The sequence below is a fragment of the Candidatus Yanofskybacteria bacterium genome, from assembly GCA_016181175.1.
In the GTDB taxonomy this organism is placed as follows: domain Bacteria; phylum Patescibacteriota; class Minisyncoccia; order 2-02-FULL-40-12; family IGHO2-01-FULL-4-A; genus 2-01-FULL-44-17.
The window spans coordinates 66,166-92,066 of record JACOZV010000001.1; the positions used below are offsets into that span (position 1 = coordinate 66,166).

24 protein-coding genes and 6 tRNA genes are annotated in these 25,901 nt (G+C 41.8%); 21 read left to right on the forward strand and 9 right to left on the reverse strand.

Going from position 1 to position 25,901, the window contains the following annotated elements:
- Positions 1-55: 55 nt before the first annotated feature.
- From HYT61_00395 to HYT61_00445, 11 genes are all read left to right on the forward strand, one after another.
- Complete coding sequence (locus HYT61_00395) at positions 56-691, forward strand: MBL fold metallo-hydrolase (protein MBI2062692.1); 636 nt, start codon at positions 56-58, stop codon at positions 689-691.
- Between the two features lie 4 nt (positions 692-695).
- Positions 696-1,094, forward strand: coding sequence for a hypothetical protein (locus HYT61_00400; protein ID MBI2062693.1), 399 nt, complete (start codon positions 696-698; stop codon positions 1,092-1,094).
- 55 nt (positions 1,095-1,149) lie between these two features.
- On the forward strand, positions 1,150-3,609 hold the full coding sequence (gyrA, locus tag HYT61_00405; protein ID MBI2062694.1) for a DNA gyrase subunit A: 2,460 nt from the start codon (positions 1,150-1,152) through the stop codon (positions 3,607-3,609).
- A gap of 336 nt (positions 3,610-3,945) precedes the next feature.
- Positions 3,946-4,470 (forward strand): class I SAM-dependent methyltransferase, encoded by a 525-nt coding sequence (locus tag HYT61_00410; GenBank protein MBI2062695.1) that lies wholly within the window; start codon positions 3,946-3,948, stop codon positions 4,468-4,470.
- A gap of 77 nt (positions 4,471-4,547) precedes the next feature.
- Positions 4,548-5,873 (forward strand): extracellular solute-binding protein, encoded by a 1,326-nt coding sequence (locus HYT61_00415; protein ID MBI2062696.1) that lies wholly within the window; start codon positions 4,548-4,550, stop codon positions 5,871-5,873.
- Between the two features lie 175 nt (positions 5,874-6,048).
- Entirely contained in the window at positions 6,049-7,119 is a 1,071-nt protein-coding gene (locus HYT61_00420; GenBank protein ID MBI2062697.1) for a transglycosylase SLT domain-containing protein, read from the forward strand.
- Between the two features lie 2 nt (positions 7,120-7,121).
- Positions 7,122-7,784: a hypothetical protein gene (locus tag HYT61_00425; GenBank protein MBI2062698.1), complete on the forward strand. Its 663-nt coding sequence runs from the start codon at positions 7,122-7,124 to the stop codon at positions 7,782-7,784.
- A gap of 5 nt (positions 7,785-7,789) precedes the next feature.
- Positions 7,790-8,746: a hypothetical protein gene (locus tag HYT61_00430; GenBank protein ID MBI2062699.1), complete on the forward strand. Its 957-nt coding sequence runs from the start codon at positions 7,790-7,792 to the stop codon at positions 8,744-8,746.
- A 10-nt stretch (positions 8,747-8,756) separates the two neighbouring features.
- Complete coding sequence (locus tag HYT61_00435; protein ID MBI2062700.1) at positions 8,757-9,128, forward strand: hypothetical protein; 372 nt, start codon at positions 8,757-8,759, stop codon at positions 9,126-9,128.
- Between the two features lie 104 nt (positions 9,129-9,232).
- Entirely contained in the window at positions 9,233-9,595 is a 363-nt protein-coding gene (locus HYT61_00440; protein ID MBI2062701.1) for a hypothetical protein, read from the forward strand.
- A gap of 144 nt (positions 9,596-9,739) precedes the next feature.
- Positions 9,740-9,823: transfer RNA gene (locus HYT61_00445), tRNA-Leu, on the forward strand.
- A gap of 6 nt (positions 9,824-9,829) precedes the next feature.
- On the opposite strand, the gene HYT61_00450 is transcribed toward HYT61_00445, so the two are convergent.
- The 5 genes from HYT61_00450 to tsaD all read right to left on the reverse strand — a co-directional run bounded on the left by HYT61_00450 (position 9,830) and on the right by tsaD (position 15,793).
- Positions 9,830-10,987 (reverse strand): VanW family protein, encoded by a 1,158-nt coding sequence (locus HYT61_00450; protein MBI2062702.1) that lies wholly within the window; start codon positions 10,985-10,987, stop codon positions 9,830-9,832.
- 148 nt (positions 10,988-11,135) lie between these two features.
- Positions 11,136-11,573 carry an Hsp20/alpha crystallin family protein gene (locus tag HYT61_00455; protein MBI2062703.1) on the reverse strand — a complete coding sequence of 146 codons (438 nt, stop codon included), beginning with the start codon at positions 11,571-11,573 and terminating at the stop codon, positions 11,136-11,138.
- Positions 11,574-11,713: 140 nt separating this feature from the next.
- Positions 11,714-12,448 carry a PrsW family intramembrane metalloprotease gene (locus tag HYT61_00460; GenBank protein MBI2062704.1) on the reverse strand — a complete coding sequence of 245 codons (735 nt, stop codon included), beginning with the start codon at positions 12,446-12,448 and terminating at the stop codon, positions 11,714-11,716.
- An 18-nt stretch (positions 12,449-12,466) separates the two neighbouring features.
- A complete protein-coding gene (locus tag HYT61_00465) occupies positions 12,467-14,686 on the reverse strand; it encodes a valine--tRNA ligase (protein ID MBI2062705.1) in 2,220 nt (739 codons plus the stop codon).
- A 12-nt stretch (positions 14,687-14,698) separates the two neighbouring features.
- Complete coding sequence (tsaD, locus tag HYT61_00470; protein ID MBI2062706.1) at positions 14,699-15,793, reverse strand: tRNA (adenosine(37)-N6)-threonylcarbamoyltransferase complex transferase subunit TsaD; 1,095 nt, start codon at positions 15,791-15,793, stop codon at positions 14,699-14,701.
- Between the two features lie 94 nt (positions 15,794-15,887).
- Between tsaD and HYT61_00475 the strand changes: the two genes are divergently transcribed.
- Together HYT61_00475 and HYT61_00480 are read left to right on the forward strand one after the other, a co-directional pair.
- Positions 15,888-15,962 (forward strand) — tRNA-Glu (locus HYT61_00475).
- Complete coding sequence (locus HYT61_00480; protein MBI2062707.1) at positions 15,962-16,648, forward strand: hypothetical protein; 687 nt, start codon at positions 15,962-15,964, stop codon at positions 16,646-16,648. The genes HYT61_00475 and HYT61_00480 overlap by 1 nt, the downstream gene beginning before the upstream one ends.
- Before the next feature lie 116 nt (positions 16,649-16,764).
- Here HYT61_00480 and rplT read toward each other — a convergent pair whose 3' ends face one another.
- The 4 genes from rplT to HYT61_00500 all read right to left on the reverse strand — a co-directional run bounded on the left by rplT (position 16,765) and on the right by HYT61_00500 (position 18,023).
- Positions 16,765-17,121 (reverse strand): 50S ribosomal protein L20, encoded by a 357-nt coding sequence (gene rplT / locus HYT61_00485; GenBank protein MBI2062708.1) that lies wholly within the window; start codon positions 17,119-17,121, stop codon positions 16,765-16,767.
- 6 nt (positions 17,122-17,127) lie between these two features.
- Entirely contained in the window at positions 17,128-17,331 is a 204-nt protein-coding gene (locus HYT61_00490; protein MBI2062709.1) for a 50S ribosomal protein L35, read from the reverse strand.
- Positions 17,332-17,348: 17 nt separating this feature from the next.
- Positions 17,349-17,879, reverse strand: coding sequence for a translation initiation factor IF-3 (infC, locus tag HYT61_00495; GenBank protein ID MBI2062710.1), 531 nt, complete (start codon positions 17,877-17,879; stop codon positions 17,349-17,351).
- A 70-nt stretch (positions 17,880-17,949) separates the two neighbouring features.
- Positions 17,950-18,023: transfer RNA gene (locus HYT61_00500), tRNA-Ala, on the reverse strand.
- Positions 18,024-18,164: 141 nt separating this feature from the next.
- Here HYT61_00500 and HYT61_00505 point away from each other — a divergent pair.
- From HYT61_00505 to HYT61_00540, 8 genes are all read left to right on the forward strand, one after another.
- A complete protein-coding gene (locus HYT61_00505; protein ID MBI2062711.1) occupies positions 18,165-18,722 on the forward strand; it encodes a hypothetical protein in 558 nt (185 codons plus the stop codon).
- Positions 18,713-18,785: transfer RNA gene (locus HYT61_00510), tRNA-Arg, on the forward strand. Before HYT61_00505 ends, HYT61_00510 begins: the two co-directional genes overlap by 10 nt.
- 7 nt (positions 18,786-18,792) lie before the next feature.
- On the forward strand, positions 18,793-20,271 hold the full coding sequence (locus HYT61_00515) for an HD domain-containing protein (GenBank protein ID MBI2062712.1): 1,479 nt from the start codon (positions 18,793-18,795) through the stop codon (positions 20,269-20,271).
- 7 nt (positions 20,272-20,278) lie between these two features.
- Positions 20,279-20,350: transfer RNA gene (locus HYT61_00520), tRNA-Pro, on the forward strand.
- A gap of 30 nt (positions 20,351-20,380) precedes the next feature.
- A complete protein-coding gene (locus HYT61_00525) occupies positions 20,381-21,064 on the forward strand; it encodes a hypothetical protein (GenBank protein ID MBI2062713.1) in 684 nt (227 codons plus the stop codon).
- A 42-nt stretch (positions 21,065-21,106) separates the two neighbouring features.
- Entirely contained in the window at positions 21,107-21,802 is a 696-nt protein-coding gene (locus HYT61_00530) for a hypothetical protein (GenBank protein ID MBI2062714.1), read from the forward strand.
- Positions 21,803-21,876: 74 nt separating this feature from the next.
- Positions 21,877-21,947, forward strand: a tRNA-Ala gene (locus HYT61_00535).
- 488 nt (positions 21,948-22,435) lie between these two features.
- Positions 22,436-25,888 (forward strand): hypothetical protein, encoded by a 3,453-nt coding sequence (locus tag HYT61_00540; GenBank protein MBI2062715.1) that lies wholly within the window; start codon positions 22,436-22,438, stop codon positions 25,886-25,888.
- Positions 25,889-25,901: the final 13 nt, after the last annotated feature.

Below are 25,901 nucleotides of genomic sequence, written 5' to 3' on the forward strand. Positions count from 1 at the left end.
CATTTTTATTTGTTTTTGGCAACGTTTTTTGATATAATTATAAATATAAATAGATATGACTATTACTTGGTACGGACAATCATGTTTTAGACTTGAATCCAAAGGAACGAGCATCCTAATTGACCCGTTTTCTAAAGAAATCGGTCTTCGGCCGCCACGTTTGAATGACCCAATTTTTTTAGTTACTCATGAGCATTATGACCACAACAACACAAAAGAAGTGCCTGGAGAATCCTTTATAATCCGTGGCCCCGGAGAATATGAGAAATCCGGCATCCATTTCGAGGGTATTATGTCGTATCATGATAATGTTCAAGGGACACAGCGTGGTTTGAATACTTTATATGTTATCAGAATAGAAGATATGCGACTGTGCCATTTAGGAGATCTTGGACAAGCCAAGCTAACAGATGAGCAAATTGAGCAAATCGGTGATGTTGACATTCTCTTCATTCCTGTTGGTGGAAAGTATACAATTGATGGTAAGGAAGCCGCGGAAATAGTTAAGCAAGTTGAGCCCAAAATTATTATCCCAATGCATTACAAAGTTCCCGGCTTGAGTATTGATATAGAAAGTTCGCAGAAGTTTTTAAAAGAGATAGGCATACAACCAGAAGAAGTCGAAGAATATAGGATAACTGTTAAGAATTTACCTACGGAGGAAATTAAATTAGTAACTTTCAAGTTATAAATTTATGAGAAGCGTTTTAGAAGAAATCCGCCAACAGCCAGAACACATAAGGCATATGTTTATGTGGCTTTGTGTAATTATCGCTTTTTCTACGGTTGGTTTTGTTTGGTTCCGTTCAACAAGCAAACAGTTTGTGGCTTTGATGCATCCCGAGGAAGCGCAAGAACGAGCGTTGGCTGAAAAGGAAAAAACCCTTCAACAAGGGCTTCGACTGAGCACAGCCGAACGTCCTCAGGGCAAGCAGCCGTCACCGTTTGCGACCATTTTTGACTCCTGGCGTAACCTTCAGGCAAACATTTCAGAGTTGTTTGTGGGATCGGAATCAAACTTGGAGATAAATAATAATGAGACGGGAAGCGTAAAAATAGAATTACCGCCACAAAAACTGCCAATTTCACAATAAACAATTTTCAATTTTTAGTTTTCAATTTTCATTTAAAATTGAAAATTTTATTTTTATGGCTATCCTAGTGGGTACAATTAAACCTCGGGAGATAGTAACCGAGATGCAGGAATCTTATCTGGATTACGCGATGAGCGTAATTGTTTCGCGCGCTTTGCCCGATGTCAGGGATGGTCTCAAACCGGTGCACCGCAGGATTCTGTATACTATGCACGAAATGGGTTTGCGGCCGAATACTAAATTTCAGAAATCAGTTAAAGTTGTGGGTCAGGTTTTGGGGCGATTTCATCCTCACGGCGATACCGCTGTTTATGATTCTATGGTTCGCATGGCTCAAGATTTTTCTTTGCGATATCCCCTGGTTCATGGCCAGGGAAATTTTGGCAGTATAGATGGCGACTCCGCTGCAGCCTATAGATATACTGAAGCAAAAATGGCAGGTATTTCCGAAGAGATTCTTGCAGATATTGATAAGGAAACCGTAAATTTCAGAGATAACTTTGATAGTACGGCTCAGGAGCCGATTGTTTTACCAACACGTATTCCTAATCTTCTAATCAACGGCTCTATGGGTATTGCTGTGGGTATGGCAACCAATATACCGCCGCATAATCTTGGCGAAGTGCTGGATGGTCTGACCCATTTAATTGATAACCCAGATGCCGATGTTAATGACCTGATGCAGTTTATCAAAGGACCGGACTTCCCCACGGGAGGTACGATTTACAATGAGAAGGATATTCTCAGCGCTTATGCTACTGGTAAGGGGCCGATTATTATGCGAGCCAAGACGGAAATAGTTGAATCGGATAAAAAGAATCTATCTACCAGTAAGCAAGGTTTCCAAATTATAGTTAACGAGATTCCATATCAGGTGAACAAATCGGAGCTTATTATTAAAATTGCCGAATTAGTAAAAGAAAAAAAGGTTGATGGTATTAAGGATGTAAGGGATGAGTCTGACAAAGACGGCTTGCGGATTGCAATTGATCTCAAGCAAGACGCTTTTCCACGTAAGGTAATGAACCAACTTTTCAAATACACAGAACTACAGAAATCTTTTCATTTTAATGTTTTAGCTTTAGTTGATGGAATACAGCCGCAGATCCTAGACCTCAAGGGATTATTAGAAAATTTTTTGGGACATCGCCGCGAAGTAGTACGCAGGCGTACCCAATTTGATCTTCGCAAAGCACAAGACCGGGCGCACATACTAGAAGGTCTCAAAAAAGCCCTGGACCACATTGATGAGATAATACAACTTATCAAGAAGTCGGCATCTAAGGAAGAAGCGTTCGATAATTTAATTAAAAAATTTAAATTTAGCGATCGGCAAGCTACGGCCATATTGGAAATGAGATTGCAGACTTTAGCTGGACTTGAGCGTAAAAAAATTGACGATGAACTAAAAGAAAAAAAAGACCTAATAGCTTATCTTGAGGATCTTTTGGCACATCCCAAGAAGATGCTCGGGATCATTAAGAAAGAATTCCAAGAGATAAAAGATAAATATGGCGACGCACGCCGAACTAATATAGTAAAGACGGCTTTAAAACAGATAGGCGAGGAAGAATTGATACCCGAAGAGGAATCTCTTTTTATGATGACTTATGGTGGTTATATCAAACGTATGCCCCCCGATACTTTGCGCGCCCAGAAGCGCGGCGGTAAGGGGTTGGTTGGCATGGCGACCAAGGAAGAGGATATAGTCAGTCATTTTTTTGTGGCCAATACTCACGACAATCTCATGTTTTTCACTAATTCAGGTAAGATTTATCAAACTCGTGGTTATGAAGTGCCGGAATCATCGCGGCAGGCAAAAGGAAAGGCAATAGTTAATTTTTTACAGGTGTCACCGCAAGACCGGATTACCGCTATTGTCCCAATTTCTAAAAAAGTTGAAAAAAGCGGCTATATTGTAATGGCAACAGCAAACGGAGTTATTAAAAAAGTTGCCGTTGACGAGTTTTCCAATGTCAGGCGCAATGGTATGGTGGCAATCAAGTTGAAGAAGGACGATGAACTTAAATGGGTCAAGATAAGTTCTGGTTCGGATGATATAGTGCTCGTAACTTCAGACGGTGCCGCAGTTAGATTCAAGGAAAAGGATGTACGGCCTATGGGGCGAGGTGCGGCGGGTGTAATTGGAATGCGTCTCGATCCTGGAGCGAAAGTTGTAGGAGCCGAAGTGATTCCACCTAAGTTAGAAAAAGGAGCGCAGTTGTTGGTGGTGATGGCTAATGGTTACGGCAAGAGGACAGCACTGACTGCTTACAAAATCCAAAGGCGTGGCGGGAAGGGTATATTTACCGCAAAGATTACAAGCAAAACTGGTGATTTAGTTTCTGCTCATGTTACCAACGAAGAAAATAAAGAAATTATTGCCGTATCTCGTAAGGGCGTGGTGATACGCACTGAGTTGGCAAGCATATCCGTGCTTGGCCGTGCCACACAGGGAGTGCGTATTATGAAAATGGAACCAGGCGACACCGTCGCCTCGGTAGTGGTGGTCTAGTCGAGTTTTATTATAAAAATATAAACCCCAAGCCGATACCAATCGGCGGTTTTTATCGTTAGTATATTGATAAGAAAGGTTCTAGCCCGACGGATTTACCGGCGGAGGCGCACGCGTTTTGCGCCTGTCCTCGTATGCGGCCAGCAAAACACGTGCGCGCAGCCGGTAGGAAACTATTTTGTTAATTATGTTTATATTTTTGCAGACAGCCCATTGTTTACAACGTGGCTTTTTAGTTGTGCTAAGGGGTGGTAAAATTAATAGATTATAGAAACGCAATTGAACACAACCAGTTTGGCATCACCCGCGCAGCACATACCGGGTAGCGGCGGATTTATGGATCCAGAAAGAATCGTGGCTAGTTTTGGGTTGGCAGAAGGAATGCGCGTGGCTGATTTCGGTTCAGGTGCCGGCTACTTCACGATACTGTCCGCCAAAAGAGTGGGTGAAAGCGGTGTTGTCACGGCCGTTGATATTATGGATTCCTCGCTAGAAACCCTTCGTGCCAAAGCGAAAATTGAAGGTTTGAGCAACATCCAAACAGTAAGATCAAACTTAGAAGTTTTTGGCAGTTCGGGATTGTCTGACGATTCTCAAGATGTGGTTCTTTTAGCCAACATACTTTTTCAAAATCCAAACAAGCAGTCCATAGTAGCTGAAGCCCGAAGAGTTTTAAAACCTAGCGGCTTACTCATTGTCATTGATTGGCGCAAAGGAACCGGCGGTTTTGGTCCACCCGAAGACCTAAGAACAGACGAAGAAGAAATGAAACAGTTAATTCAAAATAGCGACAGTTTTCGGTTCCAAAACCAAATTGACGCGGGTGTTTTTCATTACGGAATGATATTCCGCAAGATTTAGGGATTGGTATTTAGTATTATGTATTATGGGGGAAATACCCCCACCCTTAATACTTAATACACATCCCTTTATACTAATTGAGTCAGACTAAACTTCTAATAATCGGTGGGGTAGCCGGTTTAGCGGTAATCATCCTACTGACGTTTTTGGTTATCGGAAGTCTTGGCGGTGGCGGCCAGCAACAGGTCACCTTGCAATTTTGGGGCGTTTTTGACACGAGCTCTTTTTACTCCGACGCCATTGGTGATTTTCAAAAAAATAATCCAGGCATAAAGGTAGTTTACCGCCAATTTAATTTTGAGGACTACGAAAAACAGCTGATAGATTCTTTTGCCGCCGGTACTGGACCGGACATCTGGTTAATACATAATACTTGGCTGCCCAAGCATTATGATAAAATCCAACCACTACCGCAGCAAACCCTCAAAGGAGAAAAAACACCTCTTTTTACATTTAAAGATTTCCAGGATCAGTTTGTTGATACAACCGTAGAAGACCTTACTTCCGCAGGCCAGATTTATGCTTTGCCAATTTATGTTGACACGCTAGCTCTTTATTACAACAAAGACCTGTTAAATAGCGCTGGTATTGTAGCGCCGCCAAGCACGTGGGAAGAGTTTAATGATGTCGTTAAAAAGCTTACAGTTTTTGATAATAGGAACAACATCACTAGGGCTGGTGCGGCTATAGGCACCGCCGAAAACGTCAACAGATCAACCGATATTCTTGCTCTGCTTATGCTCCAAAGCGGGGTCAAAATGACAAACGTGGAAAACACTTCGGCCACTTTTTCCAAATCAGTCGAGGGTCTTAATGTCGGTGAGACAGCACTCAAGTATTATACGGATTTTGCCAGGCAATCCAGCGAGGTTTACACCTGGAATGATAGTCAGCATTATTCAATAGACGCGTTTGTAGAGGGCAACACGGCAATGATGTTTAATTACTCCCATCATATTAAGACCATGCGTGACAAGTCGGCTCGTTTTAATTTTGCCGTGGCCGCTGCGCCGCAAATCTCTAACACGCCAGTTGCCGTTAACTTCGCTAATTATTGGGCGCCGACGGTGTCCAAGCAATCAAAAAATTCAATTTCGGCTTGGAAGTTCTTGACTTATCTAAGTTCAGCAAGGGGGAGCACATTTTACGTAAATGCGGCCAATCGGCCCTCGGCCAGGAGGGATTTGATTGAACAGCAAAGGACCGACCCCGATTTGGGCGTATTTGCCGTGCAGGGTTTGTCGGCCAGATCGTGGTACCAGATAGATAATTCTGCGATAGAAACTATTTTTGCCGCCATGATTGACGACGTTAACTTCGGCCGTGCTTCACCGCGCGATGCGATACAGTCAGCAGAGAATAAGACTAGTGTATTGATGTCCCGTAGCCGGAGTAACTTCTAGGTTAATTGCTAATTGATCTAATTTCTAATTAACCTAAATAAATCCCAGTACCCAACCCGCAATTGAGTATTAATTATTGGTTATTGTTTGGTAATTAGAACAATTAAAAATTAAAAATTTATTTCGCATCAAAAATCAGAAAATCTTTGCGATACTTTTAATAAGTATTGTATTTTTGCTGGCCGTACCAGCATATACGGATGCCGCCGGTTTAGTGCCTTGTGGCCAGTCGGAAGATGATCTGACCACAACGGATATAATTGAAAGCAACCCTTGCACAACTTGTGATTTATTGGTTTTGGGTAGCACAATTATAAATTTTATTCTTTTTACGATTACGCCGGCGGTTGCGGTACTCCTATATTTAGTTGCCGGTTTTATGATTCTTTTGGGTGGTGCTAGCCCTGGCCAGATAAATACAGGTAAAAATATTTTTAAAACCACTACCTATGGCTTGTTTATAGTTTTTGGTGCCTGGATGATAACCAATACTGTTCTTAAATCTATTGCCGGTGACAGCCAGTTTACTAGCGAATGGTTTAAGGTAACCTGTTCTAATTCTGGTGTCGGTGGTGGCGATGTTAGCGATGGAACTGATGGAAATATTGGAAGTAGCGGCGACGTTAGTGGTGGAGGTAATGAGAGTGGAGAAACTTTGGCTTGCACATTCAATGGGGTTGATTACTCTACGTTTGATCTTTGTACCGGCCAATCCAGACCTGGCGGTTGCGGCACTTCTTCATGTAGTCAATATTCATCATCAATTGATAATTACGCGGATGGAGCTGCTACCGCAGCTCTTCTTAAAACCATGATGGTTATTGAGTCGGATTGTAACATCAGAGCTGCAACCGCCTCCTCTTACGGTTTAATGCAAATACGGCCCAGTACTGCCAACCAGTATAGGAATCGGTGCGGCATAACCGAGCTTATTACTTCCAGCTGGCTTACAAATCCGGCTAACGCCGATAAAAGTATTTGTCTTGCCGCGGCTTTTATTAATTCAATAGCCGCCGGCAGCTGTGGTGCCGAACCGAGGAACATCTATGCCGGTTATAATGCGGGACCCGGCAATTGTGTGGTAAGCAGTGACTGTTCAGGTGAACAAAGCTGTGACGGCGAAGCCGTAAAAAGATGGGAGTGCCCTTACAACAACAGTGAGCACACAGTTTGCAATACTGGTTTTTATCAAACCAAGCAAGGCGCCGCTTATGTTAATTATTGTTTAGATAACTTAGGATTTTAGATATGGCTGTCAAAAACAAAATCTTTTTGTTTACCTGTGCCGCGGTCTTATTTGTTTTTATCTTACCCCTTTTTGTTAATGCCGATGTTGTCGATAGCAGGGAAAACTTTGTTTATCTTTTCCACCTCTACTATGATAACGGTCAGCTTTTTGCAGACCGAGACGCCAGGTTTAAATACGATATTATTGCGGAACCGTATGTGGTGCCCGCTCTAAAAACTGCGAGTCCATACTCCGGTGAGATTTTGAACTTCAACAATAAAATTCTTGCGACTTTTAAATTTGATCAGAGCATAGTGAAAGGGAGGCTGTCCCTGAAGGGGCCGTATTTTGCTGATGCTTCCGCAGTAAATTTCTATAACGACGTTAATCAATTACTCCTAACTATAGATGTATCCGGCAGTTCGTTTTGCAACGACGACGAGGTTTGTAACAGTGATGTCGGGGAAAATAGCGATAATTGCTCCAACGACTGCAAATTAAAACCGCCGCCCGTGAGTACGACACCTTTACCAACCGCCGGCGGTTCCAACACTAAACTCATGTTAATGATTGTCGGGGCGATTGCGGTGATTGCCGTTTTGGTAATTTGGTTTATAATTAAAAAAAGACGAGGGGTTGGATCCGGACAGCTTCCCACGCAAATGCCGCCCCAAGCTCAATAACTACTGTGAAAATCTTACATAAATTTTATGTATTTATAGTAATTGCCGGTTTTTGGTTTGTCGCGATTCCGACAAGAAATATCCAAGCCGCAAATAATTCCACAAGCTGCAGCGGCGGCATATGTACTAGCGTTGATGACAATTTGGCCGAAGGCGCTACCGGTATCCAGCCGGCCCAGTCGGTTAGGCTTACTTTTATTGTTTATCAAGAGGCCAATCAGTCGGCGCCCACATGCAGTTCCGGTAGGAGTCTTTTTAATGTAGTCAGACATTACATTGCCGGAAGCGCCACCAACTACGAGTATTTGTCGGCGGGTAGCGGTCAAATTAAAAATTATACCTTTAGTTCCGGTTCAGGAGCAGACCAGCAGAGTAACCGGTATGCTGGCATTTTTTACTGTTGGAGTTCATCGCAGGGTACATCCAAAACAGCACTGGATTCCTTACTGGGTTTTTTGGGTACCCAAGGGCAAACATGGTCCTCACCCGAGTTTAACCTAAATACCAGAGTCGTGATTTGTTATGAAACAACATCTTGCTCCCAATATCTCACACAGCAGGATTGTTCCAGGAATAGCTGTAATTTAAATCCGCCCTGCAGTTGGACTGGCGGCGCTTGCACTGTAATGAGCGGAAGTAGCAGCGGCGATGGTGAAGCGGGTGTGGGTGCTGGCGATAGTGGTGGTAACCAATCAATCGCGCTTGAAAATCCGATTGGTATAGATACTTTTGAAGAGCTGGTAAATGTCATCGGGGTATGGATTTTTAATTTGGCGATACCCATAGCAGTAATAATAATAATATATGCCGGTATTTTAATGCTGACCGCCGGCGGTAATCCGGGAAAATTTCAAAAGGGTTCCAAGGCGTTGTGGTATGCGGTTTTGGGATTGGCCATCATTTTTATAGGCAAAGGATTTGTGACGTTAATTGAAAGTATTTTGAGCTTGAGGAATCCGTAAATTCAGGTCTATGATAAAAAAGTTATTAATTTTTTTTGCGGTACTAATGACTGTCTTATATTTAGGTCAGGGCTATATTTTGGCGGCCAGTGAAGAGGGATTGACCGGGGTGGATCTGACGGTTGAGGGTGTTTTTAATATAATTACTGGACTTGCTTGTTGGCTTAGCCGAGTTGCTGTGGCAGTGATGGTAATTTTTATTGTTTTGGCAGGTTTGCGTTTCATGAACGCACGCGGTGATGCCGGTAAATGGACTGATGCCAAGAAAAATTTTAATCAGGTGTTGTTGGGAACATTGGTGATAATGGGCGTTTATGTTATAATAGCTACGGTTGCCAATGCGGTTGGAGCAGATTTTTCATTTATTCCTTTAGTGTGTTAAAGATTAAAAATTAAAATGGTTTATCAGTTTTTAGTTTTTAGTCTGGCCAGATTTCTAGAAGCTAAAACTTAGAAACTGAAACCTAACTAAAAAGGAGGTGTTTTATGGATAAAATGACTAAAATTACAAGATGGGCGATTAGCGCGGCATTGGTATCAATACCGTTTGCTTCTTTGGCGGCGGTAAATCTTCCGGAAGGTACAGCGCTTGATTTAACTAAAATACAGTCGCTAATTGAAACAATTGCTAATTTCTTGATAGTTATCGGTGTAGTAGTTGCCGTTATTTATATAATTTGGGGCGGCATCAAGTATATGATGGCTAGAGGTGATGCAGCGCAAGTTAAAGATGCTACGACAGCAATAAAAAATGGAATAATCGGCGCGGCGGTTGTCTTGGGTGTTGGTGTAATTTTGAGAACTCTTGCCGGCCTGATTACCAGAAGTTTTTTTGGTGCCGGACAGTAGAATTTTATTTCTTAAAACACAAAACCCTCGCGTTTGCGCGAGGGTTTTGTGTTTTAACCCCTTAGATTTTTCTTGTTATTCAGATTGCTAAAGTCAGAAAAAATAGGTAAAATAATTACAAGCTTATCTTGAATAACAAGCGGTGCCGCTGTGGCGAAATTGGCAGACGCGCTAGGTTTAGGACCTAGTGGAAGCAATTCCGTGTCGGTTCAAATCCGACCAGCGGCACATTTTTTATTCCAACGGATTTCTAACTACCGGAAAGGAGCCGGGTGCTTTGTAAGACGATTCAAAGACGTCTTTTTTTTCGCTTCCATCGGGGTAGAGAACGGTTCTGGTCAAAGTTGTCTTAAGCGAACCGTTAGATTTTATGTCATATTGGTTGGGGCCGTCAATTGTTGTTTTGCGTCCGTCGTTTGTCCCGTAAATTTCAAAATTCATTTGATCACCCACAACTTCTGCCTGGATTAAAATATAGCCAGGCGTGTCATTTTTAAACCTCAAGTCGGAAACCCCCGGATAAATAGTGGCATCAAAACCCTGCGGGTTGTAGTAACGAACAGGCAGTGAATGCGGATGGCGTTCCAATATTGACAGTCCCGCCAGTGTTGCGGCGCGGAACAATGTCGTTGAAACCTGACAAAGACCGCCTCCGTATTCCGGGATCAAAGCGCCTTTTTTAATAACCAATTCCGGCAGATAACCGCTTGAAGCATCCACTGAACCCAGCAATTTGTTAAATGAAAATTCTTCGCCGGATTTAACTACAATGCCCGTGAATTTTTTTGAACCTACGGTAATATTATGAACCCTGGATTTAGGCGAACCGGCGAAATTTGATTCTCCGCGAGCAAGCAATGTGTTGATACCGAGATTGTTTAACTTGTCTAGCGTAACATCCGGCTGTTTTTCATCAATTACCAATTCTATGCTTAAAATTTCTTCGGAGTTGCTGTTTTTGTTGTTGCCATGTGCCAAAGCGGTGGTAATTTTGTTGGCAGTAGCGGGAATATCAAGCATCCTGCCGGATTGGGGCGGTTCAAATTCAGTAACCCCGTCATCGTTGATAACTAATTTAGCGTTTTGGGGCTGAATGTTTATTTCCTGTGAAATTTTTTCCAGATAAGCTAATATTTTATTTGTATTAATCCGCAATTCTTTTTTGCCGGTATAGTTGCGAATATAACTTTCTATCCAGGTTTTAGACTCATTTGAATTAACCGACACCTCATTATCTTGGTATCTAAATATGAATTTTTGTTGCGAGGTGTTAGTTAAACTTGCAGTCAGTTTGCTGGTGGTCGCAAGCGGAGTATCGCGAATTGTGGCATTTACCATTTTGTTATAGTAAAAAATTTGGCCAAAAATAAAAACCGATATCAAAACTACCATGAATAGTAATAAAAATACGATTTTTTTATAATCTTGTTCTATGGCTTAATTATAGCACGGAGTTTAATTTTCTTCTGTCCAAAACAAAACAACCACCCGACGGCCGACTAATAAGCCGGCCGACGGGTGGTTGTTTTTCCCGAGCACTCTAAGACGCGATTCTGACCCTTTTTACTCTGTTTTTTGCCAGTTTCGGCAAGCGCAATGTTAAAATGCCGTTTTTCATTGTCGCCTTTGCCTTATCGGCGTCTATTTCTTCCGGTAAAATTATAGAACGAGAGAAAGCTCCCCAATATAGCTCCTGATAGTAGTAATCAGATTCTTTTACTTTTTCCTCTGAACTGCGGTTGCCTTTGATGGTAACCATATCATTAGTAATAGAGACATCAATATCGTCTGCTGTTACGCCGGCAATGGTGGATTTTATGATAATGTCGTTTTCAGTTTGATAAACGTCAACTGTTAACTGACCCTCCTCGGATCGGTTTGTTTTGATTGAGTTTTTGGATGCGATTAAACCAGCCTCGCCAGATTCTGCCACATTTGCTTCAGTTCCGAATTGTTCCGTGAAAAAATCGTTAGTCATCCCGTTAGAGGTAATCCCGCCAAGGTCTTTTGGGCTCGCCAAGTCAGACTTGGCGAGCGGGACCTCTAATGGGACACGTCCTTTTAATTATAACACCTATTTTATTGATACAAATCCAGTCAAGTTGATAATTTGATATTTTATCTGGAAGGATTTGATGTTTTTGCGGCAAGTTGCAACGCGTTTTTAAATTTGGTAAAAAATGCCGAAATTATTACAGCTATAAATATCAAAAATATTGTTGAATAAATAAGACCTTCTGGTTTTCCGCCTGCACTTAGAATAATCATGTTAAAAATTAGATGTAAAAGTGTGGCCAGTGCAATGCCAAGGGTTATTAGCTTTTTGCAATGATGGCTGTAAAACCATGCCAGAGCCAAAAAGTAACCCACCATTGCAGAGGCGACAGCATGGAGCAGTGTGGCGCCGGCAAAGCGCAGGAGCCAGATTTGGAGAGCGGCATTTGTCCCATTGGGTATCGCCTGAAAAAGCACCAGAATATTTTCAATTGCCGCAAAACCAAGCGCTGCTGAAATCATGTAGATCATCGCGTCGGTTGGTTCATCAAATTCAGGATCGTGAAGAACTACGAACTTTACAACAAGGAATTTTACGATTTCCTCAATCGCCGCTGCCCACAAAAAAAACCAAACCGAAACTTGAATCAAATATCCCGGCTGGAAGTGAAGGACGGCTTCGCGGAATCCCCATTGTGCCGCTATGGCAAGCGGCGCCATAACGATACCCAGTAAAAAAGTTTTTGAGACTAGATATTTGGGCTCGGGGTACGGATCTTTTTTAAGATAAAATAAAAGCCAGCTTAAACTGGGCACAAATCCCAAAACTACCAGCAAAATAATAGTGGAAGTAGCCACACACTAATTTTAACACAACTATACTGGCCAATCTTCCACAAGCAGAAGTTTTTTGTTGGAAACCGGCAGTTTAGACCAGATTTCTTCAGTAACGAAGGGCATAAAAGGGTGTAGAAGCTTGAGCGAATTGATAAGGATATAGGCAAGTGTATTTTTGGTTTCTTGATCTTCGTGGTCCTTGCTTTCTTCGATGTATTTATCGGCAAATTCATGCCAGATGAATTTGTACAAACTGTCGGCAGCTTCGGCAAAATCGTACTTTTCAATTTGTTGAGTGACGTAAATAGCGACAGCATCCATCTTTACGGTTATTTCGTTTTTGATATCTTGCGGCGATTTTAATATTTTCCATTCATAATCACTGCCCAGCTTCATTGTTGTATACCTGGCGATGTTCCAAACCTTATTTGCGAATTTTTTGCCCATAACCATCAAGTTTTCGCCGAATTTTAAGTCCTGCAATCTGGTTGCTTGTGATGCCAAGCCAAAACGCAAAGCATCTGTGCCGTATTTTTCAATCAACTCAAGCGGATTAATGCCGGTACCCAACGACTTAGACATCCTTTTACCGTCTTTAGTCAAAATCGTAGCGTGGATATAGACGTCCTTAAACGGCGCTTTACCGGTAAATTCCAAACCTGAAAAAATCATTCTTGCTTGCCACAAAAATAAAATGCCGCGATCGGAAGTTATGAAATCCGTCGAATAATATTCATTGAAGTCTTCGGATTTTTTGTCGGGCCAGCCCAGTGTGGCAAACGGCCAAAGCGCCGAAGAAAACCAGGTGTCCAGAACGTCCTCCGACTGTTCATATTTGGCATCGCAGTATTCACAAAGCGGTTTTTCGGCGGAAATTTTAATTTCCTCGCATTTGTCTATGTCTTTTTCGTGGCCGGGTCGTGGAATGCATTTGGATTCGTGATGCCAGACGGGTAACTGGTGTCCCCACCAAAGTTGTCTGGAAATGTTCCAGTCGCGAATATTTGAAGAATCCAGCCAGTTTTCAAGCGCTACTTGCCATCGGTTTGGGTGCAGGTTTACTTTGTTGCCGCGTATTGCTTCCGAGGCTCTCTCGGCTAGTTCTTTCATTTTTAAAAACCATTGCTTGCTTGGTAATGGTTCAATGACCGAGTTGCATCTGTCACAGCGCGCTATATTGTGGTCATAGTCTTCAATTTTTTCCATTAGGCCGATAGCCTCCAAGTCTTTGACTATTTGTTCACGAGCTTCGGTGGTTTTCATACCTTGGTAGCGAATGCCAGCATTTTCGTTCATGCGCCCATGCTTATCAATTATTGTAAGTGACGGTAAATTTTGGCGTTGGGCGATTTCAAAGTCAGTTAAATCGTGCGCCGGTGTAACCTTTATGATACCAGTGCCGAACCCCATGTCTACTGCCTGATCGGCAACTACTTTTATTGTCATTTTTTTGGTTTTTGCAGGTTCACTGGCCGGCACGCCGTTGTCTATAGATTCTATTTCTAAATTTTTTCCGACATAATCTTTGTAACGCGCGTCTTTGGGGTGTACGGCCAAAGCGGTGTCGCCAAGCTTGGTTTCCGGTCTGACGGTCGCTAAAGTAAAAGCCCCATATTTTATAAAGTAAAGTTTTGCTTTTTCGGGTAGATAGTTGACCTCCAGATCAGATATTGACGTTCCGCACCTGACGCACCAGTTTATTACTCTTTCGCCGCGATAAATCCATCCCTTTTTATGATAGTGGATGAATGCTTCTTGCACCGCTTTTTGGTAATCGGGGTCCATGGTGAATCTTAACCTGGACCAGTCAGCCGACACCCCTAACTTTTTAAGCTGTTTCAAAATCGTGTTGCCATATTGATCACGCCATTTCCACATGCGTTCAAGAAACATCTCTCGGCCCAATTTGTGGCGACTTGTTCCTTCCTTGGCCAGTTGTTTTTCAACCGCATTTTGAGCGGCAATGCCGGCATGATCTGTCCCCGGTAACCACAAAGTCTTATATCCCTGCATTCTCTTGGTTCTTACTACGATGTCTTGCAATGTGTATTCAAGTGCGTGTCCCATGTGTAATTCGCCGGTAATATTTGGTGGAGCGATACAAGTTACAAAGGGCTTAGTTTCTTCGTGCTTGCCCTCCTTCGCCAAGGCTACGGAGGGTAGCCCTTCCGGGCTAAAAAATCCTGACTCCAGCCAGAGTTTGTAAGTTCTATCTTCAGTTGACTTAGGGTCGTAAGTTTTTGAAAACTCATCAGACATGCTTATCTAAATTTAACCCAGTTTTAGGTTAGCGTCCACCTTGATTGATTTTTCGGTTACCTTTTTGTTTTTTTGATAATTTAAAAAACCGGCCAAGGCGATCATGGCCGCGTTGTCAGTGGTGTATTCCAGTTCCGGCCGGTAAAATTTAAGACCTGTTTTTTCAGCGGCAGTTTTAAGTTCTTGGCGGAGCAGTTTGTTGGCCGAGACACCGCCAGATAGCATTATTGATTTGGTTTTGTACTCGCGTGCCGCATTAACAGTTTTTGTGACAAGCACATCAACGATAGCTTGTTGAGCTTCTTGTGCGACCGCAGTTCTTATTTTTGACAAGGCATAGGTTTTGGTTAAATCGCGGACGAGATACAAAACAGCGGTTTTAAGTCCGGCAAAAGAGAAATCCAGATTTTTTGTTTTTAACATGGGCCTGGGTAATTTGATTTTGAGTCGTAACTTTTTATTTAGAACTTTGGCAGCTTCTTTTTCAATGGCCGGCCCGCCTGGGTAACCAAGTCCGAGTATGCGGGCAATCTTATCAAATGCTTCGCCGGCGGCATCATCCAGAGTTTGGCCGATTACCTTATACTTGCCAATGTCATTTATCAGTATCAATTCAGTATGCCCGCCGGAGACAATTAGACAGAGGGCGGGAAGTAGTGAGTAGTGAGTAGTGAGTAGTGAGTAGTTTTTTTGACTTTTTAAATTTTGAATTTTGAGTTTTAAGTTTTGAGATGGAAGCCAGTTGCTAGCAATATGGCCTTCAAGATGGTTGACTCCGATAATCGGTTTTTTATATTTCCAAGCCAATGCTTGAGCAAATGTTGTGCCAACCAATAAAGAAGAAACTAATCCTGGTCCGCGAGTTACGGCAACCAGATCAACATTTTCCAATTTATAGTTTCCTATTTTCAGAGCGAGTTTGAGTACTTTGGGAAGATTTTTGACATGTTCACGGGCGGCTAGCGAAGGAACCACGCCCCCATAGGGAGCGTGGAGTTTAACTTGAGAAGATATGACGTTTGAAAGAATCTTGATTTTGTTGTTTTTCACCTCAAGCAACGAAGCCGCCGTCTCATCGCAAGATGTTTCAATACCAAGGATCTTCATGGTTTAAAATTTTAACACACCGGGTATATTTATCAACACACTCTTGCTTGAACTAGCGATACAGGATATGCTACAATAAACCCGTAGTACTAATGGCCCTATCGTCTAATGGTTAGGACGGCTTTCTTTCAAGAAGCAAATAGGAGTTCGATTCTCCTTGGGGCTGCCATGGAATCAAGAAGAGATTATCAAGCAGCACTCGCTCTTAGACTTGAAGGAAAAACCTACGGAGAAATTAGGAAAAGTTTTCAAATACCAAAATCCACCCTTAGCACATGGTTTTCGAGTTTAAAGATAGATAGTGAGGCTAAAAAAGTTTTAGAATCTAAGAAAAAAAATGGTTATTACAAACTAGTTGAGTTTAATAAGATAAGGACCCTAAATATAAAGAAGGAAAACGAAAATATTAGAGGGGAGTATGAATCTAAGATCGGTAGATTAAATAATCGTGAGTTGATGGTTCTGGGAGCTGCTCTTTACTGGGGAGAGGGCTACAAAAACTTCGGTCTTAAAAATGGCGGGTATCCATATATGTGTTTGGGTAATTCAGATCCCTCAATGATCAAAGTTTTCGTTATATTTTTGTATAAGTTTTTGAAAATTACCAAGGACAGGATCAAATGTCAGATAATGATCTATCCTAGCATAAACCCTCAAAAGGCAATTCAATATTGGCAAAATATTACGCAAATTCCAAGTAAAAACTTTCGTACTCAGCTAGCAGTGAGTCGTGCTAGTCAAGGTAAAAGGCCCAGCAATTTATTACCCTACGGAACACTTCAATTACGGGTTAATAACCGACAGGAGTTTTTCAAAATTAAAGGATTAATTGATGGTATCACTCAAACTATTTAATCTATGCTAATTTTGCTGGGCATTACAAATTAGTCGAGCGATGGTGAGGCAAGAAGTGAAGCCGACTCTCCGTGTTGCTAATTTAGTAAAATAAACGGCTCATCTGGATGAGCCGTTTATTTTATTGCATTTTGTGATATTTCAACTATTTTTTTAAAAATTCCAGGTTCGTGTTGGGCTAGGTCGGATAGAATCTTACGGTCTAGCTCTATGTTGGATTTTTTGAGTCCGTTGATAAATTTGTTGTAGGGGAGACCATCAAGCCGCGTGGCGGCTCCAATCTGAATTTGCCATAATCGGCGGGCGTAACCTTTCTTTTTGCGGCGGTCGTTGAACTGAAATGTCCAGGCATGCAAAAGACGCTCTTTGGCCTGACGATATTTGGTACTCCCGCCCCACATAAAACCCTTTGCATGTTTCAGCAAATTTTTACGTCGTTTGTTTGCAGTTGTTCCTCGTTTTACTCTGGGCATGTTTTATTAAACGTAAGGCATCAAATTCCTAATATCTTTTTTATTAGGCTTGGCAAGCACATCCTGACCCCTGTTATTCCTTCTTGCGCTTCCATCTTGTCTAGCGTTGAAGTGATTAATGCGTGAATGGCGATGCTGTTTCTTGCCGCTAGACGAAATCTTAAAACGTTTTAAGGCAGACTTAGAACTTTTTAACTTTAGTTTTGGCATATTAGAAATATTTACTTTTATTTTTTATGTTCCGGTCTTATTAACACGCCGAAACCTACTGGTGATCTTTTGGCTGGTTCTTCCAGTACGAACGGTTCGGAAACCATTTTGATAAGTGATTCAAGCTTGCTTCGGCCAATGTCGGCCATGCTTTTTTCGCGTCCCCGCAGAGTCAGCTCCAGTCTAACGCGGTGTCCTTTTTGCAAAAATTTATCTGCTTGTCCGGCTCTAACCATTAAGTCGTGAGTCCCGGTTCTAAAACCGATTCTTACGGTTTTAATTTCTTGGCTGGGGACTTTGGTTGTTTTTCCGCCCTTTTCTCGTTTTTCCTTCTGGTACATATATTTACCATAATCCATGATTTTAGCAATAGGCGGATTGGCCATCGGTCCCACTTCTACCAAATCAAGACCGCGTTCATTGGCCAATCTCAAAGCTTCATGTGTGGGTATGGTGCCAAGCTGTTTGCCGTCGGCGTCAATGACCTGAATTTGCGATTCCCTGATTTGGTTATTTAACCGCACTCTTTTATTGAAGTTTTTTTGCATATATTTATTTATATAAGTTTAACACGCAGTCTTTGTTTTTTACCATGTTGGGTGTTTGCAAAGTATCTTATGGTGGACCCACGGGGAGTCGAACCCCGGACTCGATCATGCCATGATCGCGTGTTACCGCTATACTATGGGCCCCCTTAGACAGGATACTTATAAACTAGTGCTATGTTATAAGTTCGGGTACTATGTTATAATTGTAGCATGCATATTCATAGCGATCAAATCATAAATAACCTCAAATTATTGCGCAAAAAGGGGTACAGCATACATGAGTTAATGGACAAATTTTCTTTACCGAAAACAACAATATGGCACCATGTTCATAAAATAAAATTACCGCCAGAAATTATATTACGACTTAGGACTGCTGGAGGTAGAACTAGTAGTGCTCGTAAAAAACTGGCTTTAGAAAAAGCAGAAAAAGAAGCATCAGAAATCATTAATAGCAATCTAAAGTATCATGTGAGTATTTTGGCAATGCTCTATTGGGCAGAAGGTGATAACAAAAATAATTTTTCCTTCGTCAATACCAATGCTGGCATGATTAAACTCGTAATACACATACTGGATAAATGTTTGGGTGTGAAAAGAAATCAATTATTAATAACGGTTCGATACTTTACAGGCATGGATCAAAATAAGTGTCTGGAGCATTGGTCAAAAGTTACAGGAGTTTCCAAAAATCGTATTAGAATGTATTATAACGATGGTTATCACAGGGGAAGAACAGAATTTGGAATGTGTCGGATTGGAGTAAAAAAAAGTAGCTATCTTTTTAAATTGGTCCGATCATTAATTAACGGCTTAGTTAACGAAATAATTTTGCCCCGGTAGCTCAATTGGAAGAGCGGTCCCGTCCTAAGGGAAAGGTTGTGGGTTCAAATCCTGCCCGGGGTACTTATTAGTGCAAAAATCAAAAAGTAAAAATCAAAGTTACGAAATTCCTAAAGAAGTTAGGGAGGTTTTGAATAAACTTGAGAGCACGGACTACGAAGCCCATATTGTCGGCGGGAGCGTGAGACACTTGATAATGGGCGAACAGCCGAATGACTGGGATATAACCACCAACGCTAAACCCGAAGAAATACAACAACTTTTTCCCGATAGTTTTTACGAAAACAAATTCGGAACTGTTGGTATTAAAACCCGTAGCGACGATTCGGTTTTGCAAGTAGTGGAGGTTACGACTTATCGCATTGAGTCTAAATATACCGACAAAAGGCATCCCGATGAAATTAAGTATGCCGATAAAATTGAAGACGACCTGAAAAGGAGGGATTTTACAATTAATGCCCTCGCAATGAACAGCAGCGGAGAAATTATTGACTTATTTGGCGGTCGTGAGGATATAAAAAATAAGATTATTCGCGCAGTCGGTAATCCCGGTGAAAGATTCAGCGAAGACGCTTTGCGTATGATGCGAGCGGTTAGGTTTGTGGCCCAGCTTGGTTTTGAAATTGAACACGACACCCTTGAAGCAGCCAGGGAAAATAACGGACTTATGGCGGCTGTATCCAAGGAGCGCATTCGCGATGAGTTTGTTGGAGTAATCAACTCACAGGATGCTTACAAAGGCGTAGACATGCTTCGCGAAACAGGATTGCTGAAATTTGTTTTGCCGGAACTGTTGGAAGGTGTAGGCGTCGGTCAAAACAAACACCACATTTATAATGTTTGGGAGCACAATCTGCTAGCTCTCAAATATGCTTGTGACAAAAACTATTCGTTTGAAGTTCGTATGGCCTCATTGCTTCATGACGTCGGTAAACCCAGGAGTAAAAGAGGGGAGGGACCAGATTCTACTTTTTATGGTCATGAGGTAATCGGTGCGTTCATGGCCGCACAGATTATGGATCGTCTTAAATTTTCCAAGGAGCAAGCCGATAAAATTATTAAATTGGTGCGTTATCATCTTTTTTACTACAATGTTGGCGAGGTTACGGAATCGTCGGTCAGGCGTCTTGTCGCGAATATTGGCAAAGAAAATGTTGAAGATTTGATAAAAGTGCGTGAAGCCGATAGAATCGGTTCGGGTGTGCCTAAGGCTAAGCCATACAAGTTGCGCCATCTGCAGTTTATGATAGACAAGGTGGCGCGGGATCCTATTTCTCCCAAGATGCTCAAGATAAATGGAAATGACATAATGGAATTGCTGGGCATTAAGCCGGGTGTAAAGGTTGGCATGATTGTACATGCACTTATGAATGAAGTGCTGGACAAACCAAGTAAAAATACCAGAGAATCTCTTGAAGCAAGAGCCAGAGAATTAAATCAACTTTCAGAAACTGAACTTGCTGAATTCGGCAAAAAAGGTAAACAAAAAGCTTTAACCGAAGAAGAAAAAGAAATAGAAAAAATTAAAGCGAAATATTATGTGGAATAATCTTACTCGGGGATTAGTGTAGCGGCAACACGCATCGTTCGGGACGATGAGATGGTGGGTTCGACTCCCACATCCCCGACAATAGATTTAATTTATTTCGTCATTAGTTATGCTTTTATCAAGAGACCAAATTTTAAAACACCTGCGTCGTGGCACGATTGTAATCGAGCCGTTTAATCAGCGCCAGTTAAAAACGACCAGTTATGATGTAACGCTTGGCGAGTGGTTTTGGCGCGAGGGTCATCCGTCTGGAAGGGCGACCATACACAATGTTTACGATGCCAACTCAACAAGCAATGTTTGGCAGGGGCCGTTTCGCGCCGAGTCGGCCGGTGCCATACGCAAATGTCTTTCCGCAGAATTTAAAAATATTTCCGAAAAAGCGCGATTAATTCTTCTTGCTCCCGGCGAGACCATTTTGGCGCACACGCAGGAATTTATAGGCGGACGCGAAATTTGCGTGGCCAAGATGTATGCCCGTTCTTCTTTGGGCCGTAATTTTGTTGAAGTATGCAAAGACGCCGGTTGGGGCGATGTCGGGTACTTTAACCGTTGGACAATGGAAGTAACAAATAATTCCAAACACTATACAATTCCTCTTGTGGTTGGTCGGCGCATAGCCCAAATGGTATTCTATGAAGTTGCTCCGTTAGCAACGAAAAAAATTGATTATGTTGGTGAGGGTGGGAAATACCAACTCTCGCAAGATATTAAAAAGCTGAAGAAAATGTGGCAGCCCGAAGTAATGCTTCCCAAGATGCATTTGGATTATGAGGTAAGAAAGCTGAAATAGCGGAACCTTAAAAATTAAAGTAACAAATGAAAGGAGGAAAAAATGAGGCTAATAATATTGGCATTTTTTTTATGTTTAATAGCAACAAACGCAAACGGACAGCGTCGTCCGGCCGAACTTCGCGGTTCCAGAGAACAACGAATTGAGCAAAACACTAAAGCTATAGGTTTGGGTTTTGAACAAATAACTACCGATCAAGAGTTGCTTAAAATGGTAACCAATAATTTGCTGGTAGAGCTAAAGGATGCAGAGTATTATTTTGTTGATAGGGGAGTTACACCGCTCAAAAAAAAGCGCAACGGCAAAAAAATAATTACTTGTCCGCCAAAAGAGAATAAAGTTTTCGTTCTTGATTTTACGGCCGCCTATGTTGAATTGCTGGCTCGTGATTTTTTTCTGGAGTTTGGCAAGAAATTAAAAGTAACATCAGGCGCGCGAAGTCTTGAAGAACAACTTCTCATGAGAACCGAGGGATCGTGTTATTACACCTCTTATGCCGCTGAAGTAAAAAATTATCTTGAGGAGTCACTTCACGTGAGAGGCAACACGATTGATATTTCGCGCAAGGTGATCACGATTGTCCGCGGCCGGCGTAAAGAGATATCCATGTCGTCCAGAGAAGTTAAGTGGATGCGGGATCGTTTAATCGCCGATAAGCTAAAAGGAATTGAGTTTGAAACCGAACCGATAGAAGAAAACATTTGTTACCACGTAGTAGTGTTCCCGAAAATAAATTAATCCGCTCAAAACGCGGATTTTTAGTTTTGCCATTTCAAGGCTAAAAATGTAGAATAGCAAAGATGTGTGTCAATGGGCCCGTCGTAAAATGGTATTATACGGCATTCGCATTGCCGGGTCGGGAGTTCGATTCTCCCCGGGTCCACAGTTAATTTGAAAAAATAGGGATATGTTTGATGTACATGAAATATCGTGGCAATAGAATGTTTTTAATTATTTATGGAAGTTTAGTAAGCTTTTAATTTTGGTTATCGTGATATCAATTTCAAAATATAAAATATTTTTAAACCTCTTTAAATTTAACCGTGTATGTAAGCATATGCGGTATATATTAAATTCATAGAAGACTTTTGTTAATCTCTAACAGCAACAAACTGTTTTAAAATTACAGTGAGAAATTGGGCATGAAGACCATTCCGGGTAAGTTTTTCTTTGCCGTTTAGCGTATTTATCAGTAAAGTAAAAAATACCCTTATTCTACTTAATTTTTAAGGATTTGTTTGGATACCGTGATTTTGTTTGCTGTGGATAAGTTTTTTCTTGATTTTAAAATGCGTGGTATAATTAAAAATATCAAACATAACTTTTAATTTACGAGTATGTTTGATAAGGCGAAATTAGTGAGTACTCTCTGTGTCTTTTATTACTTTGTTTGAGACGCAGGAACAATTAGAAAAATCATTGGAATCAATCGATTATTCGTCGGTTAATTTTTTTGTTAAAGACGGAAAAAGATTTATTGAGGCGTCTTTTCTCGCCAAAGAGTTTGGCTACGAACCGGGTCATGTTGCAAGATTGGCTAGACAAAATAAGATTGATTCTTTTTACGACCAGCCATCAAGGCGCTGGTACGTTACTAAGGAATCTTTGGCAAAATATCAGGAGCAGGCGCACTTGAATAAAAAACTCGCCGGTTTAAAAAGCGCCAATTTAGTCAAACCAATTATTCAGCAAACCACAATTGCCCCCCAGGAAAAAGCAATTTCTGTTGAAACAGATTTGGAAGCGGGTCAGTTGCGGCTTGCCGAAACAGGCCGTACAGTTCTTTCAGAGGAATCTGCTGACATCTCAATTGATAACGATGCAGTTTCTTCACCAGTTCTTTCTGAATCAGTTCTTTCTAATTTTCATACTCACAGTCAGTATTCAGCTAGTTCTCGCCTTAAGGCCGCTGTTACGGCAATGTTTGCAACAGCGGCCTTTATATTTTTGTTAATTTTTGGAATGACAGTTTTGCCTAAGGATTTAAGTTTGGTTAAGGATCTTACAAGCAAACTTTCGGCTGTCCCGACATTTTTTCTGGAGAATCATGGGACTGTTTCCAGACCTGCGTTTTTGCCGGTAAAACCAACCGGTCAGTATCTTAATCTTGCCGTCGTTTTTTACCAGGATTTTATTGAAGAACCAATTGAAAAATTTTTTGATTTTTATGAAAACGGACCGGTTCTGTCGCCGTTGGTAGCTCCCAAAGATTTTTACCTGACAGTGGTTCCGCAACCCAAGCCGAAAATTAATTTTTCATTTTTATACAATTTTAAAAATTTATTTTTTGCTCCAGTCGAAAAACTCGCTGATTCCAGTGTTGGTTTTACCGAACAAATTTTAATCATTTGGGGCAAAATGAGCCAAATAGAGATACTGCCGGCAGAGACAAAATCAGTACCTCTTTTTTCACAAGTAAAAATAACTAGTCCGAATTTTGCTTCTATCGCAGATTCTATTGCAGATCAAAGTTTTATTAAAAATTTTAAGCAAGTTTTAAATAACGAAAAGTTGGCGCTGCCGTCGCTTAATCTCATTTCAACTCAAGGTTTGGCAGGTGGTTTGAACAAAGGTTTTGCGGACTTGTCCCAAGCCGCAGACACTTTTTCGTTCTTGCCGAAATTGCCTGACAGAGTAACTGGTTTTTTCTCGGATCTTAAAGAAATTATCCTGTCTCCGCTCAAAGATATTGCCAACTACGGTGACAATTTAACAGAGCAGTCACCAACCTTTCCTGATCAAATAAGTCAGCCAGAATCATCGCCAGCAGGAGTCAAGCCGCCGACTACTTTTTCTCCGGCAAAGTCATCCGGTCCAGTATATGTTGCCACCCCGATTGATCAGAGTTTCATCAAAAAATTGGTAAAGCAATTTTTTGATGAAGAAAAATCTGCGCTTACCCCTCTAAATCTTATTTCAGTCCAAGGTTCCGTTGATGACTTAAATCAAAAACTTGCTGATCTGGTTTCGCGTGTCAATCAAATTCCGCCTCCACTCCAATACATAGGTGGTGGCGGTGGTGGTAGTACAACCACGGTTGGTGGGGGCGACGCCCAAGTTGCCGGTTCTAAATTAACGGTTGGCGTCACAGTGGTTAATAGCGGTTCAATTGGTACGACATCCGGTAATTTTTCTATTGATTCCGGCGGTGGCACAACGACTATTTCAGACAACCTAACCGTAACGGGCTTACTCTCTGCTTCCACCGCATCGTCACACTCTTTTATTGGTGATTTATCAATTAGTGACGATATTGAGTTAACCGGTGATGCTTCCGCTTCCGCTTTTTTCGGTGCCGGGCTTAACGCCATGACCGGCACAACTGGTTGTTCTGGTGCTTCTGCTGACAAACTTCTATACAATGCCACCACTGGCAAGTTTTCCTGCGGTTCTGATCAAAATAGTGGCGGTGGTGGCGGCGCTCCATTAGGCATTGAGATAGTAAATTCCGGAGCTGCCTTTGGCACCCATTACGGTTCAATATCTTTTGACGCCAGCCATTTTACAGTATCTCTTGCCGACCTAAGCGCCTCTTCTTCATATGTCCGTCTTGACTGGGGAGCCGGCGGTCCCGCTTCCTTATCACAGGATGAGACTGTAGCCGGCAAATGGCTCTTCAACTCTGCCTCCACCCAATTCAATAACCTACTAGAATTAAACGGCACCGCTTCAGTATCCGTAGCCAACACCAATTTCAACATCAATCTAAATGGAACAGGTGACTTTGTTATCCAAGATGCCGGTTCAACAGTATTCACAGTTACTGATACAGATACCATAACCCTAAACAACGGATCTGCTGACCTAGTTAGTATTACTGGCAATGCATCAATCTCCTCCAATCTAGAACTCACCGGTACCGGCTTCGCCTCCGCCTCCTACTTCTATGCCCAACCAGGGACAGCTGCTTTACCTGCTTTCGCTTTCGGTAATGATACAGATACAGGAATATTCAGGTCAGCCGCAAATCAATTGGGTCTTGCCACCAATGGTGTAGAAAGATTGACCATTGATCCTTCTGGTTATGTTGGTATTGGTACAACCAGTCCAACTACAAAATTTGAAGTCCAAGGTACTGCTTCAGCATCTAATTTCTTAACCGTTGGTGCGATTCAAGTTGCCGGCGGAGTCTCAAAGACATTTTCCAGATTCGGACTGGATGACACCGGCCACAATTTAATAGCCGCCTCTGATTTGCTTGTAAGCGGAATGTTGGAAATTAATAGCAACACCTTCTTTGATGCCAGTGCAAGTGTTGCAGTTAATTTTGATGTAGGAAGCGGAGCAAACGTAATTAAGATTAGGCCTAACGCTGGCAACAATTCTGGTTTTCGCTTGGAAGGTAATGCGAGAAATATTAAAAGATTTACAATGTGGCCTGAATTTGCCGGAGCAGTAATGACTGGCAATACGACAAATAGTGTTGGAACTATGACTTCTGATAATGAGTCTTCGTCTTCATTCAGGAGTTATTACCAATGGACTGCGACATCAGCTACAACACAGGAATACAAAATATTTGTGAAGGTTCCAGTACCCAACGATTTCAGTGCATTTAATACTGGAGTAAAGGTCGGTGCCTATAAGAGTAATGCTAATGAGAGGATTTTGTTTAGCATAAGGGATACGGCTAACGCCATTTCTAATATTGCCAGTGTTAGCGTGGCGACCTCGGCTGAAAACTGGACACTAACCACATCTTCAACACCAACAGGTACTTATGCTTCGGGCAGCGATATGATTTTCATATTTGAAATGCTTTCTAGCTCTAGCCAGAGGGTACGGCTAGGTTCAATAAGTTTTGATTATTACAGTAAGTTTTAAAAAATAATTTTTT